Raw genomic sequence first — 15,422 nt, 5'->3', positions numbered from 1 at the left:
CTCGCTCAAGAAGGCGTGGAGGCCTTCCTCGGCAAGTAAGATGCCAAATCCCCCAGCAAACCGTCAGTAGCCGCGGTCCTCACCGGATGCGTACCATGGAAGCCGAGAAGGAACATCATGCTGCCCGCCAACGATACTCCCCTTGCCATAGAAATGGCGAGATTGGGCGGGGTTCGGCAGGAGCTATTCGCGAAATGCCGGATACCAGGCACCACAGAAATGCGCTTCTATGAGCAGCAGCAATTGGAACTCGCAGATCTTAATCAGAGGATCGAGCAGTTAATGATATCAGCTGGCATCGTTGCCGAGTAGCGTTGTCTGCTTGATCAATCCAAAGCGAACGGCCTGTTCAAGCATGCAGCGGCCGTTCCGCTATCGATGGAGGGTGGCTTAAGTTGGTCGATGGCCGCCGATTGCCTTGAACGGGTTGAAGTGTGACATTACCGCCGGTCGCAACCCCTAATGGGAACGTCCAGTTTCGCCGAAACCGGTCATTCGTGGAGCCGCGTAAGCCCTCGCCCACCGGCGCCCATCGATCAACCGCTAGCCATCGCGGAGCCGGCCTTGGCAAAGTCAAAAGCAGGCCCCACGACTATTGCGGAGATGTTGTCGCGCCCGCCTCCGCCAAGCGCGGCAGCCACGAGCGCGTCGGCCGGGTCATCGTGGTTCTCGCGCAGGATTTTCGCAATCTCGCTTTCGCCAACCATGTCGGTGAGGCCGTCAGAGCACAGCAGCAACTGGTCGGCCTTGTCGAAGGCAAAACGCAGCACATGAGGTGCGATCGAGGTCTGGTAAGCCAGCCCGCCGAGGGACTGGGTCAGCATGTGTTGTCGTTGGCCGGTCTTCCCTGTCGGCAAGGTATCGTCCTTGCTGAGCAGGACGAGTTCGTCTCCGGAAAGTTTGTAGGCGCGGCTATCGCCAACGTTGCCCACCATAGCGCGGTCAGCGGCCACGACCGCGGCAACAAGCGTCGAGCCCATCCGCATGCGCCCCTCGCCAGAAAACATGGCCTGATAGATCATCCGGTTCGCGTAATTGGCCGCGTCAGCAATGTCCGCTTCGGTGCGAGCCGTAGGAAGCGACTGGAACATGGCGTCGATGGCCACGTCGCTCGCGATGTTGCCGGCCGCGTGCCCTCCCATGCCATCGGCCACACATACCCAAAAGAATTCTGCGTCCGCCAATTCCTTCCATGAGTCGACGTCGCCGGCACTCCGCCGCGACGAGGTTCCCGTGCGGTCCTGGTTGTGCGGACGGACAAGTCCCTGGTGGGTTGCGACCCATATGTGGCGCCTTGTGCTATCCACCTCGTCCTCGCCGCGCGCCTCCACCCACTGCCTCGGCATAAATCTGTGTGACCAGCTCGCGGTCCCGAATTACCAATCCAGATACCCTCGTGAAGCCAGTTCGACGTGTTGTTTCACCGAAGAATGGGCGACTGGATATGACCGCAAATTCCTCGTCTGCGATCAGATAGTGAAACTCGCTCTGGCTGATCATGTCGAGCGCGAGGGCACCTGCCTTGGCGCGCTTGCTCAGTTCAACCAACGGATCAAAGCGTTGACCGGGCCGATCGGTAGCATTGGGAGTGAGATAGGTTCGAATCTGGACAGCGACTTTCCTGGCGATGAGTTCATCCAGGGCCCTTAACCGGAATCCATTGAGGATGGACGGCTGGAGGCCCGCCGAAGTGATGAGAAGCGAACGCCGGCAATTATCCAGGACATCGTCCAGGATCTCCAACTGCTCGAAGCACGCTAGCGGCCGTATAGAATAGGAATTGAGCGCGTGCTGCGCGATGGCGGCGCGTTGGCGGGCTGCATCAAGAGCAACGCTGACCTCGGAGCCATTCCGCGAGCGCTGGGGGAGCGCGTTGTAGGCAGGTTCGATGCTCTGCACTTCCTGGAGTGCCTCTGCCTCTTCCTTGCGGGCAGCGGCCAATTCTTCCTTCCCGACCAAGTTTCGCAGTGCATCCCGCCCAATCAGGCGTTCCAGCGACTTCTTGCTAGGCGCGGATGCGACCGATTTGACGAAACCCGCCTTTTTCGGTCCGCCGTTGCTGGCGTAAGCCCGCTCGTGCGCGTCTGAGATTTGCCCCCCGACGGCAAAGGCTACCTGCACCTCCTCGCCCTTGTCCGACGCGTAGACGAGCGTGACTGCCTCAAGGAAAAAGTTGGACCGTCGGCCGATTCGCTTCAAGTCCAGGATGGTTCTGCGAAACTCGTCGCCCCTTTGCCGCCGAACGACCTTCGCGACATCCAGGATCGAAAGCTCGGCGATTGTCGGCGCATCAGCGGGATAGGGTCTGATCTCGACGGCGCCGTAGCCTCGCAGGTCAGTGGGACGCACGACGGCCTCAGCCGGAAGTCCGACCGGGACTCGCAGAATTGCGTCATAGTCGATGCCAAGGGTTTCGTCCTGAGGGGTCTCTTCGATGGCATCTTTGAGACGGGTCTCACCGATTTCGGTAAGACGGATCGATCGGTCGCCGTCCGCAGCAGCCACGAAGGTCGCATAACCGGCATCGATCAAAGCACTTGTGGATGCTTCGATTACATCGAGTTTAAGCCCCAGCGCAGCGGCAATCTCGCGCAGCGACGTAATCTCGAGCGCGGCGCAACGCATTGCAAATTCCTGGATCGTCGGAATCCGCCGTTGCGCTAGGGTCACCGCTTCCAACGTCAGGCGGAAGACCGGAAGACCGACTTCACCATAATCGATCAGTTCGAAGCCTTCGCGGAACTGGTGCCTGCGGGCGATATCTTCGGGCGTCATTGCAAGATGTCCACGAGGCAATCCTTGTCGTGCTCGTCGAAGTATTTGACCACTTTACGAAATGGATTCTGCCCATGGACGCCGCGGCAAAAGACGAAGTCACCGACAATGATCAACGCGCTTTTCCCGCGCGAGAGGGCAACATTGAGGCGCGGCTGTTCCCTCAGAAAGCCAAGGTCGATGCGGGGGTTTGAGCGAACGATGGAATAGATGCAGATATCGGCCTGGCGTCCCTGGAAGGCGTCGACGGTGTTGCACTCGACGTCCAGATTTTGCCACTCCGCGACCCCGCGATTGATCATGTCACGCAGGTCCTCAACCTGTGCCGTGTATCCCGCGATCACGGCAACCGTGATCTTGGTTGATTGCGCACGGCTCACGAACTGGAGGCGTTTCAGCTCGTCTCGAACCACCCCGAGTTCCGCTACGTTGAAATAGCTCGATTCTCGCTGCTGCTCAATGTGCTTGGGAAGCCTGTGGGTCGAACGCCAGACGACCGGCTGCTTCAAGATCGCACCGAGCTTCAGGCCGTGCGATTTGATCGGACTGTGCAGGGAATTGTCGTAGAAACACTCGCTGATCAGGTTCCCGATCGGCGTAATCATGCGGTATTGGTTGCTAAGCCGGGCCCTGTTCCTCGACGGAAGCCCGGCCTGGTCTCGAAGGAGCCGGTCAAGCAGTGTCGCCTTGACTTCGGCCGTATCGGTCTCCGCCCTGAGTTGATCTCCGAATTCCTCGAAAAACGGCGGCAGCTGCTTGGGATCGCCGACTACGATCCATTTCCGGCACCGGGCCATCGGGCTCAGAATTTCTGTTGGAGTCGCCTTCGAAGCTTCGTCCACGATGCAAAGATCATAGGCGACTTCCTGCATCCCCCGCACGCCGGCGACGCCGACGCAGGTTCCGGCAATAATCTGGGCTGACGACAGCATCGCGGCGTTGAAATCGGGCGATCGGCCAACCCGCAGCGACCACATTTCGAGGAGGTTAAGCCGGTTGCGGCAGAGCTCCACTTCGGCCCCCTGAGGGAGGAGGTGAGCCGCCCAATCGCCTAGTTCCCAGGGGTCGCTCGAGCTCGACAGTTGTTCCGCGTAGTCGCCCATGCCGCGCATCGCTTCGCGGATGGCCTTCTCCTCGGCCGTGATTTCCCGAAGCGCCTTCTTGTAGGTGGCAATTTCGCTGTCGAGTTCTGCGGACTCTTCCTCACGGCCAATGGTGTCCGCTGTGCTCGCTTCCTCGGCTTCTTCCTTTGCCTCCTCGCCTTCCGCTTCGTGCTCCGCGATGTGGTCTCGCAACTCGCGTTGTAGTTCCAGCACCCCAATTAGGCGCTCCACCTTCATTCCAACCTCGACCGATCCACGATCGATGCCCTGCGCTTCGGCCCACCGAGACATCTCCGCTTCTGCGTTCTTGCGGACGTCGGCGATCCAGGCCTCGACCCGCTTTTCCAACAGAAGGGTCTTTCCGAAATCGGAAATTCTGGGTTCCTCGATCCTTCCGACACGAATGATGTCCAGGTCCGGTGCGAATTCGGCCACGCGTTCAATCACATTGTCGATTGCGATGTGAGTCTGGGATGCCAGCAGAATCCGATGCCCGGGGTTGCGTTGCAACCACTGGACGACAATCTCCGTAATGAGCTTGGTTTTGCCGGTTCCCGGAGGGCCTTCGATCGCGAGAATGTCAGACACGCCCAGAGCGACCCGCAGGATTTCAAGTTTTTCGGGGTCGAAGTCCTGTTCGATAGGTTCGACGTTCTTCGCCGGAATCGGCGGGCGGGCGGTCCGGGGATCAAGGATCAGCTGCTTCAGACCGGGATTGACCGCGCGCTCGTAAACGACGGCGTCGAGAGCGGCGTTCTGGACATCGAGCGCGCGCTGCGCAGCAAGCGAATTGATCGAGATTTCGCCTCGACGAAGGATTCGGCCCGGGTCGCCGGTGAGCACCTCCATCGACACTTGGTTGAAGGATACAGTGGTGATCTTGCCGGTGACCTTGCCGTTCGGCCCCGACACCATCCGATCCTGGCCGACGATATCGGCGTTATGCGCAAGCTCGGTGGTAAAGATGATCGTGCTGCCGCTCACCACCTTGTCGACATATTTGATCGCGTTCTTGCGCTTGGCCTCGAGATCCGCCCGGTCTCGCAAATAGCTGCGCCAGATTTTGAAAATTCTCTGTTCGGCCAGGGCAGTTCGCTCGGCGCTGATCTCAGTGTGACGGGCCTCCGCGTCCCGGAGCAGCATGGTCAATTGGCTCCCGGCGGCCTCACGATCGGCAGGCGCCGAAAATGCATACGACAGGGCACGAGGCAGTCCGCGGTCCCGTAACGACGAGGCCAGAGAGGCCCCTACCTCGTTGGCGCGCTTCAACTCCAAGGCTTCGCCATATCGACCAGACTGGACGACGTTGAAGGCCCATTCGACGCCGATGAGTTGCAGTCCGTGCCCGCTATCGTCCGCGGCGCCATCGAGCACCAGCGAAGACGCCTCGCCGAGCTCATCCAGAATGAGCGCCTCAGCCTTTTTGTCGCCGTCCAAACTAAAAGCACGCTCTAGCTTTGTCCGAACGCCATAGGACATCGTCAGATGGACGGTAATCCGGGGCGCGCCGTCAGCATTGGCATCGGCCTCGGCCTGCTCGAGTCGCGCCTGGAAGACCGAGGCCATCGCCGGCCGCTCTGAAGGGTCAAGACTGATGCATTGCTCGATGAGCGGCCTTGCCCAGGCTGGCAAGCCCGCCGCCTGGACAGCGGAGCGCAACTCCTCGTCTTTCGTGAACAGTCTTCCTGTGAGGCAAGAGACCGCGACGGCCGCGAAGCCGAAGCAATCCTTGCTGAAATTGTAAGTGGGATCTTCCGGTGTCGAGGGGGTGTATCCTGGGCTGTGATCAAAGCGCAGCGTTATCCCTTCAACGGCCCAGGCGTTGTGCAGGTCGACAAATTTGGCGGTGCCATAATCTGCCAGCTTGGGGGTGCCCTGGGGCGTGATCAGTATGTTTGATGGCTTGATGTCGCGATGCGCCACCTTACGGCTTTGCGCATAGACGATCGCATCGAGCAGTCGCTTGCCGAAGCGATCCCAGAATGCGGCCCACGACATTTGGCCCTCGCGCGCGATCAAGTCATGCAGGGTGTCGGGAATCCATTCGAGGACGATGAACCAGGAACGGTCCGTCGGGTCGAGTTCCACCTCGATAAATTCGACAATATTGTCGTGCCGCAAATCCCTGAGTGTCTCCACCTCCCGGTTGAACGACTCCGATGATTTCATCGAATTACGGGCGCGGTCCATCCGCTTGATGGCAACTTCCCGGGCGCCACGAATATCGTAGGCTTTCGTAACAGTCCCTTGGCCGCCGCTTTTTGAATTGTCGGTCAGAATGTAGCGACCGCACAACATTTGAGGCCGTTGGTCAATCTCGCTCGTCATCAATGCCCCTCGAGTTGACTCTGCCCTGTGCCCTCACCTGTAAGCTCTTATGGGAATTCTCTGCGATATCAAATGTCAGAGTGTACCCATTGCTTTCGCATTGGATTATTGGGTTGAGGCAGATGCAGCTTTCGAAGATGCATTGACCTTGTCGGAGCACACCGCGATCTGAGTTGGTGCGAGAACTTCAAACAGTCAAAGGCGCCGGCATTCTCGGCGTGAACGCGCGGCCGCCAACATGGAAACGGGAGGAGCCTGCAACGGCCGCTGGGTCAGCGTACCGGTCTACTCTTTTGAGGTGAGCCGAAGGGCAGGTATCGGCCTAAGCCGACCTTCACCCCACTACGTCTAAACGGCTAGACTTGGTCGTAATAGGACGCCAATCGGACGGCAGCTATCTTGGCGTAAGCGCTCCGAACCGAACATTCCGCAATCGGCTATTTGCGAAGCCCAGCGAAAAGACAGCGGCGGGATAGTCAGACGGTGAGCAAGCCTGCCGTGGAAGGGGACGGCCACCCTGTTTGATCCGCCCACACAACTGCGTTCATTGCCCCGTTCCCTTATGCTTGGCCTTGTGGTAAGTAATTGGGAATCCAATGAGATTCCCGATTCCAGCAAGAACGAACTGGGGCTCTTCTGGGGGCCTTATCGGTCATCCCATTTTCATTAGATATCTGAAAATAAACACAGAACTATTGTGAATTGGATTCCGGCTCGGCCTTGCAAGAAGATTTCCCTGCACTCAGCGATTTGGCCATAAGGGCTCGCGAGCTGCACTGTTGGGATCTTGCGCAAAAGCTCGCAGCGCCTGCCCTTCGGCATATTGCCAGCAGCGGCATTACTAGCCTGTTGCCGCCCGATATTGGCTTCTTTTCAGAATTGCGGTCCGGCGACCCCCGGCCCCAGCCGCTTCATTTCCGGCTGCGCCGGTTGCGGCCTGGCTTCAGACCCGGAGTCATCATCCGGCCCGGACCTTCCCACCCCCGGCACAACGGTTCGCGTATAGTCGATGCGGATGCGCACCCAGCTACCGACCATCGTCTTGCCGTTCACGCGCGGCGGCCGCACGAGGAATTGCCAGGCCGCCAGCCGCACCGCCTTGCCCAGTCCCGATCCCATCGGATATTCCCCCAGGACCTGGCAATTTTCCACATGGAAATGGTCGATCGTCTTGCACGCCACCAGCCCATAGCCCTGTGGCGGCGCATTGCCGGGCAGATAGGTCGACAGTTCGGCATGGGTCGGCCGCCGATACCATTCCGCCTCATACAGCTGCACGCCGCCCGGCCCCTCGCCCGGCCCGGACACGGCCGCACTGTCCCCCTGCCCCGCACCGGCGCTCTGCGTGCCCTTGGGCATGTTGCCGATATCCGCCGATGCCATCTGCTCGCGATTCAGCGTCAGGAAGGGGAAGGGCGATGGCGGCTGCTCGGCGGGCTTTTCCACCGGGACCGGCGGTCGCACCACTGGATCGGCCTGTTTCTGCGGGGCCGCCTTATTCTCCTCGCGCTTCTGGGTCTTTTCGGCCTTGGCCTGACTCTCGTCTTTCTTCTGCCCCGTCTCGACATCGAACGTCACCGGCAGCCGATCGTCCACCTTGGGCGGATCGAATGTGGGCGACAGGGTGAACAGCGCCAGCAGCAGCAACAGGTTCAGAACCAGCGCGAAGACGATACCGCCCGCGCGCTCCCGCACCTTGGCCCAGGATATGGACCCCCGGTGGAAGGGCGATGCCCCGGAAATGAAAGGGATGTTCAAAGGTGCCGACCGAACAGGACTGGAAAGGATGGGGTCATGCCCAGACGGCGCGGAACAATCAAGTCCGTCGACGCGCCTGCCCCAAAGGACCGCAGCATCGTGCCAAAAGCGCTGGCGGCCCTTCCTGATCTCGGCTAGTCCCGCCGCGATGCTTACGAAGCTCTATCAATGGATGCTGGCCAAGGCCGCCCACCGCCACGCCGAACGCTGGCTCTTCGCCTTCAGCTTCATGGAATCCAGCTTCTTCCCGATCCCGCCGCACCCGCTGCTGGGCCTGATGTGCCTTGCCCGCCCGGAAAAGGCGCTGCGCTTCGGCTTCATCTGCACCCTCGCCTCGGTGCTGGGCGGGCTGGTCGGCTATGGCATCGGCCATTTCCTTTATGAAGCGGTCGGGCACCAGATTTTGAGCCTGCTCGGCCTCACCGCCAAATTCCCGGTCGCCGCCTGCTATCTGCGCGATTACGGGGCGGAAATCATCCTGATCAAGGGCGCGACCCCGATCCCGTTCAAGCTCATCACCATCACGGCGGGCTTCATCGGCCTGTCCCTCTTCACCTTCCTTTGGGCCAGCATCCTGTCCCGCGCCTTCCAGTTCATGATCGTCGGCTTCCTCTTCTGGAAATTCGGCCGGCCGATCAAAGCCTTTATCGAGAAATATCTGGCCCTCCTCTCCGCCCTGTTCCTCGTGCTAATCGTCGGCGGCTTCCTCGCCGCCTCGATGCTGACGGGCGGCGGGCACAAGGATGACAAGTGCAGCCACGCCACCATGGCGACGCTCTGAGCATCCCCATGCGCGTCCTGACGATCCACCCGAAACGGACCGCGCTGCTCGCCGGCCTCCTGTCGGCCACCGGCTTCGCCCCGCTCAACCTCTGGCCGGTGACACTCGCCTGCCTTGCGGCGCTGATCTTTCTGATCGAAGCCGCGCCCGACCGTCGCGCCGCTTTCCTGCGTGGCTGGCTGTTCGGCGTCGGCCACTTCACCCTCAGCCTCAACTGGATCGCCCACGCCTTCACCTTTCAGGACAGCATGCCGCACTGGTTCGGCTATGGCGCGGTCCTCCTCCTCTCCCTCTACCTCGCCATCTTTCCGGGCCTCGCAACGCTGGGCACATGGTGGCTGTCCCACACATCCGTGCTCCGGCGAAAGCCGGAGCCCAGGATCGAACGGGGTGACATGCATTCTGGGCTCCTGCTTTCGCAGGAGCACCAAGGCGCGCCCTTCATGCTCCTCTTCGCCGCCCTGTGGATCGCCACCGAATATCTCCGCGCGACCCTTTTCACCGGCTTCGCCTGGAACCCGCTCGGCGTCACCCTGCTCCCCACCGGCGCAGCGATCGCCGCCACCTTGATCGGCACCTACGGCCTTAGCGCGCTGACCATCCTCACCGCCAGCGCGCTCCTCCTCGCCATTCGCCGCCAGTATCGCCCCGCCGCGATCCTCGCCGCGCCGCTCCTGCTGCTAGCGCTCTGGGGCCAGCTATCCCCAGCCCCAGCCGCCCCCACCGGCGCGCCGCGCATCCGCATCGTCCAGCCCAATATCGGCCAGGACGAAAAATACTCCGTCGAGGCGGAATATCGCAATTTCCGCAAGCTCTCGACCCTTTCCGGCCAGCCCCGCCCGGCCCCGCGCCTGATCTTCTGGCCAGAAGCGGCGATCCCCGCCTATCTCGACATGGAACCCGACTGGCGCGGCCGCCTCGCCGGTCTGCTCGGCCCCGGCGACCTGCTGATGACCGGCGGGGACAAGGTCTATTTCAAGCCGATCGAGGAAAACGGCGCCCTCGTCAACAAACTCACCGGCGCCAACAACAGCGTCTGGATCGTCACCCCTTCCGCCACCATCGCCGGCCGCTATTCCAAGGCGCATCTGGTGCCCTATGGCGAATATCTGCCGATGCGGAACATCCTCGAACCCATCGGCCTGTCCCGCCTCGTGCCGGGCGACGCGGATTTCTGGCCCGGCCCCGGCCCGCAAAGCCTGACGCTTCCCGCCACCACCGGCCGCCCCGCGCTCAAAATGGGCATCCAGATCTGCTATGAGATCATCTTCTCCGGGCAGATTATAGACGCCAAAAGTCGCCCCGACTTCCTCTTCAATCCCTCCAACGACGCCTGGTTCGGAAGCTGGGGTCCGGTCCAGCATCTGGCCCAGGCCCGCCTGCGCGCGCTGGAGGAAGGCATCCCCATCATCCGCTCGACGCCCACCGGCGTCTCCGCGATCATCGACGCGCGCGGCCATGTCGTCCACGCCTTGGGCCTCAACCGCGCCGGCTTCCTCGATTCCGGCCTGCCGCCCGCCCTGCCGCCCACGCTCTTCGCGCGACTGGGCAACTGGGCGCCGCTCCTGCTGATGCTCGCCCTTCTCGGCGCAGCCCTTGCCACTCGCAAAGGCAAAAGCTAATAGGCACATAAACATTTCTTTATATCGAAATCTGCCCAAGCACCTTACGGGAGTCTCATGCGTAACCAATTCCTCTTCACGTCGGAATCCGTTTCCGAAGGCCATCCTGACAAGGTCGCGGACCAGATTTCCGACTCGATCGTCGATCTGTTCCTGTCCAAGGATCCCGAAGCCCGCATCGCGTGCGAAACCCTGACCACGACCCAGCTCGTCGTCCTGGCCGGCGAAATCCGCTGCAAGGGCGTCTATGAAAATGGCGAGTGGGCGCCGGGCGCCAAGGAAGAAATCGAAGCGACCGTCCGCGCCACCGTCAAGCGCATCGGTTATGAGCAGGACGGTTTCCACTGGGAGACCTTCCGCTTCGAAAACAACCTGCACGGCCAGTCCGCCCACATCGCGCAGGGCGTCGATGAAAGCGGCAACAAGGATGAAGGCGCCGGCGATCAGGGCATCATGTTCGGCTATGCGTCGGACGAAACCCCCGATCTCATGCCCGCCACCCTCTATTATTCGCACAAGATCTTGGAACGCATGGCGGACGACCGCCACGCCAAGGTCGTGCCCTTCCTGGAGCCCGACGCAAAGAGCCAGGTGACGCTCGAATATATCGATGAAAAGCCGGTCCGCGCGACCGCCCTCGTCGTTTCGACCCAGCATGCCGCCGGCATGGACAATGACGACAGCCGCGCGGAACTGCGCGCCTATGTCAAGGGCGTGATGGCCGATGTCCTGCCCGAAGGCTGGCTGCCCGGCGACGAAGCCATCTATGTCAACCCGACCGGCCTGTTCGAAATCGGCGGTCCTGACGGCGACGCGGGCCTCACCGGCCGCAAGATCATCGTCGACACCTATGGCGGCGCTTCGCCCCATGGCGGCGGCGCCTTCTCGGGCAAAGACCCCACGAAGGTCGACCGTTCGGCTGCCTATATCACCCGCTATCTCGCGAAGAACATCGTCGCCGCCGGCCTCGCCCGTCGCTGCACGATCCAGCTCAGCTACGCCATCGGCGTCGCCGAGCCGCTCTCGCTCTATGTCGACCTGCACGGCACCGGCACGGTAGAAGCTTCGGCGATCGAGGCGGTCCTGCCGACGCTGGTCCGCCTGACGCCCAAGGGCATCCGCACGCATCTGGGCCTCAACAAGCCGATCTACCAGAAGACCGCCGCCTACGGCCATTTCGGCCGCACGCCCGACGGCGACTATTTCCCCTGGGAAAAGACCGACCTGGTCGACGCCCTGAAGGCCGCTCTGGCCTAACCTATTCCCCTCCCGCACGCGGGAGGGGCAGCGAGACTTAGGGCCGCGAAGCGGGCCTTAGTCGCAGCGGGGTGGGCACACCCATCGAGACGAAACAAGGCGCCAGGGCACCCCGCCCCGGCGCCTTTTTCTTACCCCCGCCCGTCCGCAACATGACGAAAAGTTAACTGGGAAACCGCACTCCTCCGGCGCATACAGCCCTTGTCGGGTTCGCACCCCTGTCGAGCCCGACAACCCTCTCCCCAAAGAGGCACCCGATGACAAAGATGGTTGCCACCGCCCTTCTCAGCCTTGCCCTGATGACCGGCTATGCTGCTCCTGCATATGCCGCTCCCTGCAAGGATGCGAAGGGCAAGTTCGTCAAATGCCCGCCCAAGGCGCCCGTCAAAAAGGCGCCCTGCAAGGACGCAAAGGGTCGTTTCATCAAGTGCAAATGACCTGACGATCTGGCGGCAGGCGGCTTTCAGCCCCTTCCTGCCGAAATCCGGCGTCGTTTCTCCTCAACGCCGCTGGCCAACCGCTTGTTATTCTGCCCCTTCCCGTTATCCTGACTGCACTGCAAGGATGCGGGAGGGGGCAGGTTCATGCACAATATCCTATGGCGTTTCGCCATCGCGCTGGCCGCATCGACCGCCAGTCTTCCCGCGCTCGCCCAGCCTGCGGCACCCACGGCCATCTCAGCAAAAGTCGGCAAACCCTGGCTTCACAAGGCGACCGGCATCGCCCTGCCCGCCACGATAGACGGCTTCGCCCGTGGCGAAATATTGGACCTCAGCAACGGTCCGCAACTTGACGTCTCGATCGCCTATGACGACCCGATCGGCCGCACCCACGTCAATATCTACATCTATCATGCCGCCGATCCCTCGACCGCGCTCTGGTTCGACGTCGCCGCCACGATGATCGCCACCAATGACAAGTTCGGCATGATCACGCCCCACAGTGGGCCAATCCCCTTCACCATCAACGGTGCCAATGTCGCCGCCGGCCTGCGCCAGAGCTTCGCCGTCACCCAGATCGGCCGCAGCAGCGGCGTCGCGCTCATCGGCCTTGGCGAATGGGTGGTAAAGCTGCGCATGACCTCCCCGGTCTATGACAGCGCCCAGCTTGATGGCGCGATGGACCGGATGATGCAGCAGGTCGGCTGGCCGAAAAAGCTCCCACCCCTGGGCACCGCCACGCCGCTGCCCCCCTGCGCCCAACCACGCAGCTTCGGTCCTCCGGCCGAAAAGGCCAAGCAGGATGACGCCGCAATGTTGCTCGGCGCGATGATGGGCAGTCTGGTGACGGATAACAGCCGCAAAACACGGGAAAAGGGGGAAGCCCCATCTGCCCCCGCCTTGTGCGTCCTTCCCGACCGCATCGGCGGCCGCCTGCCCATCTATCAGCGAGAAGGCGAAAATGCCGGCTATGTCATTCCCCTGGGCGACTCCGGCATCCTGCTGGACGTCAGCCAGGATTCGCTTGCCGGCCTGCTAACACCCGAAAAGGACAAGGATGCAAGTCCAGCGCCATGGTCCGTCACCGTCAAGCGACTGGACCGCTGGCTGCAATATCCCAGCTACGCCACCCTGCCCCCGCCGAGCCAGGCCATCGACATCTTCCAGAAGGAAAAGCCGCTGTCCTCGACCAGCATCTATGGAAAGGGCGGCACTCGCATCAGCATCTCGCCCGACGCGGTGAAAAAGGACTAGCCACGGCGACAACGCTTTCGATCGCTTGCCCCCGTCGCCCCGTCCCGCTATCGGCGCGGCCATGACAGCGCATAAGTCCGGCGACCCCACGACCCTCAACCGCCTCTATGGCCGCCAGTCGGGGCCAAAGCTCCGCAAGGGCCAGCAGGAACTGGTCGACACCCTCCTGCACGCCATTGCGGTGCCGGAGGAAGGCGAGGTCACGGCCGCCAGTCTCTTCGGTTACGACCGCCCGCTCCATTTCGAGATCGGCTTTGGCGGCGGCGAACATATGGCCCATCGTGCCGACATGCTGCCCGATCATGGCTTCATCGGCTGCGAGCCGTTCCTGAACGGCGTCGTGCAGGCGCTCGGCCATGTCCGGGACGGCGCGCTCGGCAATGTCCGCCTCCACATGGGCGACGCGCTTCAGGTGCTATCGCGCATCCCTGACGGCGCGCTCAGCTTCGTCTATCTGCTCCACCCCGATCCCTGGCCCAAGGCGCGCCATGCCAAGCGCCGGATGATGAACCCCGGCCCGGTCGAAATGATCGCCCGCAAACTCAAGCCCGGCGGCGAATTCCGCTTCGGCACCGACCATCCGGTCTATCTGCGCTGGGCGCTGATGGTGATGAACGGTCATCCCGATTTCGACTGGCTGGCCAGCGAGCCGAAGGACTTCCAGAACCGCCCCGGCGGCTGGCCCGAAACCCGCTACGAAGCCAAGGCCCGCAGCATCGGCCACGAGGTCTGGTACTTCCGCTACCAGCGTAAGTAGATCAACACGGTAACTTATATAATTCATTTTTTTCAATGATTTATTTACACCATGCTACGCCACGATAGCCCACCGTTTCCTTCACGGTGATTGCTGGGTGATTACTTTTATGGTACCTGAGATATTATCATGGCTACCGGAAGGATCACCAAATGAACGCTGGATGCGCTGCTATCGGCAGGCGTCGATGGCTTCATATGGGACGAGGATTTGAGGAGCTTCGGGCTGAAGACCACGTCGCTTGGATCCGCCTCCTACGTTGTTCAATATCGGATGGGCGGACGAGAGGCCAAGACACTGCGATATACGAGTGGGACCTCCATGGACGCCTGCCACAGCGCGCGAGGAGGCCACCCGCACGCTTCTTCTGGTGGCTCAAGGCGTTGATCCAGTAGAATCCGACAAGCAGCGTCGACGCGAGGCAGTCGATCTGGCGTTTTCGAACTACGCCTACCGCTTTGCGGCGAGTTGTATGGGCAAAGGTTGGAAGACGATGGTCACACGCTCTTTCAGCCTTCACATCAAACCGCACCTTAGGGACAAAGCCTTGCCGACAATCACGCGGGCAGATGTGGTGGGTGTCTTCGACCACATGCCCGTGGAACAGGTGGCAAACCGCCGCAATGTCTTCGCGGTTCTGCGACGACTATTCAAATGGGCGGTGAGCAGAGGAGATATCGAACGGAGCCCGATGGAAGGCATGGAAACGCCGCCGCCGGTCAAACCGAGAGAGCGATGGCTTTCGGACGCAGAACTGAGACGAATCTGGCCGCAAGCTTTAAAGTGTCATCGTTGCTTTGGTCCGATCGTTCGCCTGCTGATTACCACCGGCCAGCGGAGAGAGGAAATTGCGGGGCTTCATTGGGAGGAACTTGACCGAGATCAGCGGGAACTGACACTATCGGGCGACCGCACGAAAAATGGTGAGCCCACCAGCGTCCCGCTCAACGCATTTGCAGTGGCAGAGCTTGATCGCGTCGCGCGGGGCGAGAGGTGGCCCCGACAGGGCAGGGTTTTCCCGACATCGAGTGGCGCAGGCTTCACCGCTTACGCAAAGGAAAAGAAGAAGCTCGATAAATTGATCGGTGTCGATGGCGATGTCCTCGGAAGCAGCCATTCCTTAGATTGCGTGCGAGCAGCTCTATTGTAAGCGCCGACGGAAGGCGGCCTTGTTGCGTAAGCGGTGTTCTCAGGCCACGTGGATCCAGGGCATGAGCTCATGAACGCGATTGGCGGGGTGGCCGTTGGCGAGTGAGTTGGTGCCGGAAATTCGGACAGGGTTTTAAGCTCATGCGGACCTGAAGGAATGGACGGGAATGAAGACGACGAGAAAGCGCTACAGCGCGG

The 15,422-nt window shown here is 61.4% G+C and carries 12 protein-coding genes; 8 read left to right on the top strand and 4 right to left on the bottom strand.

Annotation, left to right across the window (positions count from 1 at the left end; genetic code table 11):
* The first annotated feature begins 117 nt into the window (after positions 1-117).
* The gene (locus BMX92_RS25915) at positions 118-312 is read left to right on the top strand and encodes a hypothetical protein (protein WP_093022389.1); all 195 of its coding nucleotides are present in this window, start codon (positions 118-120) and stop codon (positions 310-312) included.
* A 224-nt stretch (positions 313-536) separates the two neighbouring features.
* Here the strand turns inward: BMX92_RS25915 and BMX92_RS25910 are convergent, their stop codons facing one another.
* The 4 genes from BMX92_RS25910 to BMX92_RS25895 form a co-directional block, all read right to left on the bottom strand.
* Positions 537-1,184, bottom strand: coding sequence for a PP2C family protein-serine/threonine phosphatase (locus tag BMX92_RS25910; protein ID WP_177185275.1), 648 nt, complete (start codon positions 1,182-1,184; stop codon positions 537-539).
* A 115-nt stretch (positions 1,185-1,299) separates the two neighbouring features.
* Positions 1,300-2,775 (bottom strand): hypothetical protein, encoded by a 1,476-nt coding sequence (locus BMX92_RS25905; RefSeq protein WP_093022383.1) that lies wholly within the window; start codon positions 2,773-2,775, stop codon positions 1,300-1,302.
* Complete coding sequence (locus tag BMX92_RS25900) at positions 2,772-6,206, bottom strand: serine/threonine-protein kinase (protein ID WP_093022381.1); 3,435 nt, start codon at positions 6,204-6,206, stop codon at positions 2,772-2,774. The genes BMX92_RS25905 and BMX92_RS25900 overlap by 4 nt, the downstream gene beginning before the upstream one ends.
* Positions 6,207-7,079: 873 nt before the next feature.
* Complete coding sequence (locus BMX92_RS25895; protein ID WP_256213640.1) at positions 7,080-7,880, bottom strand: hypothetical protein; 801 nt, start codon at positions 7,878-7,880, stop codon at positions 7,080-7,082.
* A gap of 232 nt (positions 7,881-8,112) precedes the next feature.
* On the opposite strand from BMX92_RS25895, the gene BMX92_RS25890 reads away from it, so the two are divergent.
* The 7 genes from BMX92_RS25890 to BMX92_RS25860 all read left to right on the top strand — a co-directional run bounded on the left by BMX92_RS25890 (position 8,113) and on the right by BMX92_RS25860 (position 15,225).
* Positions 8,113-8,745 (top strand): YqaA family protein, encoded by a 633-nt coding sequence (locus tag BMX92_RS25890; RefSeq protein WP_093022378.1) that lies wholly within the window; start codon positions 8,113-8,115, stop codon positions 8,743-8,745.
* An 8-nt stretch (positions 8,746-8,753) separates the two neighbouring features.
* Positions 8,754-10,367, top strand: a complete 1,614-nt coding sequence (gene lnt, locus BMX92_RS25885; protein ID WP_093022375.1) for an apolipoprotein N-acyltransferase — start codon at positions 8,754-8,756, stop codon at positions 10,365-10,367.
* 57 nt (positions 10,368-10,424) lie between these two features.
* A complete protein-coding gene (gene metK, locus BMX92_RS25880) occupies positions 10,425-11,624 on the top strand; it encodes a methionine adenosyltransferase (protein WP_093022372.1) in 1,200 nt (399 codons plus the stop codon).
* A 257-nt stretch (positions 11,625-11,881) separates the two neighbouring features.
* Positions 11,882-12,061: a hypothetical protein gene (locus BMX92_RS25875; protein ID WP_093022370.1), complete on the top strand. Its 180-nt coding sequence runs from the start codon at positions 11,882-11,884 to the stop codon at positions 12,059-12,061.
* Between the two features lie 147 nt (positions 12,062-12,208).
* Positions 12,209-13,318 carry a hypothetical protein gene (locus BMX92_RS25870; protein WP_093022367.1) on the top strand — a complete coding sequence of 370 codons (1,110 nt, stop codon included), beginning with the start codon at positions 12,209-12,211 and terminating at the stop codon, positions 13,316-13,318.
* A gap of 61 nt (positions 13,319-13,379) precedes the next feature.
* Entirely contained in the window at positions 13,380-14,075 is a 696-nt protein-coding gene (locus tag BMX92_RS25865; protein WP_093022364.1) for a tRNA (guanine(46)-N(7))-methyltransferase TrmB, read from the top strand.
* A gap of 370 nt (positions 14,076-14,445) precedes the next feature.
* Positions 14,446-15,225: a tyrosine-type recombinase/integrase gene (locus tag BMX92_RS25860; RefSeq protein WP_256213639.1), complete on the top strand. Its 780-nt coding sequence runs from the start codon at positions 14,446-14,448 to the stop codon at positions 15,223-15,225.
* The last annotated feature ends 197 nt before the right edge of the window (positions 15,226-15,422 follow it).

This window comes from Sphingobium sp. YR768, assembly GCF_900111125.1.
In the GTDB taxonomy this organism is placed as follows: Bacteria; Pseudomonadota; Alphaproteobacteria; order Sphingomonadales; family Sphingomonadaceae; genus Sphingobium.
Note: the sequence above shows the minus strand (reverse complement) of the source record. Positions and strands in the feature narration are given on the sequence as shown.